This window comes from Pseudomonas sp. 86_A, assembly GCF_017491705.1.
GTDB lineage: Bacteria > Pseudomonadota > Gammaproteobacteria > Pseudomonadales > Pseudomonadaceae > Aquipseudomonas > Aquipseudomonas koreensis.
Genome location: NZ_JAFGYS010000181.1, coordinates 1 through 444 on the forward strand (window position 1 = coordinate 1; position 444 = coordinate 444).

Below are 444 nucleotides of genomic sequence, written 5' to 3' on the forward strand. Positions count from 1 at the left end.
CAGGAACACCTTCGATACCTTCGTGAAGTACGCGGCGATCGTGCTCGCCGCGTACTTCACGAAGGTATCGAAGGTGTTCCTGTTCTGGGCGGCGTTCGTGCTCACGCGTCCGTTCGGCGCGACGGTGGGCGACTTGCTGACGAAGCCCGTCGCGAAGGGCGGGTTGGGGTTCGGTACGGTCGGTTCGTCGGCGATTCTCGCGGGCGTGCTGGTCGCGCTCGTGATCTATGCGATGTTTGCCGAGGCGAAACGGGTGAAGCAGGCGCGTGCGCCGAGAATGGGCTGGAAGCAGCCGGCGCTCGAGGAGTGAGCGCCGCCGAGCCGCGAAAGGGCCGGGGACGGGGCGGAGCCGCGCGCGCGGGAGCGGCGGGGCCCCTCGCGAGCGTCGCCGTTTCGAATCAGCCGCGGCCGGTGCTGCCGAAGCCGCCCGCGCCGCGCTCGCTT

The 444-nt window shown here is 69.8% G+C and carries 1 pseudogene; it reads left to right on the forward strand.

Going from position 1 to position 444, the window contains the following annotated elements:
- A pseudogene (locus tag J5M57_RS28585) lies at positions 1–310 on the forward strand (hypothetical protein); the annotation flags it as partial.
- Between the last annotated feature and the right edge of the window lie 134 nt (positions 311–444).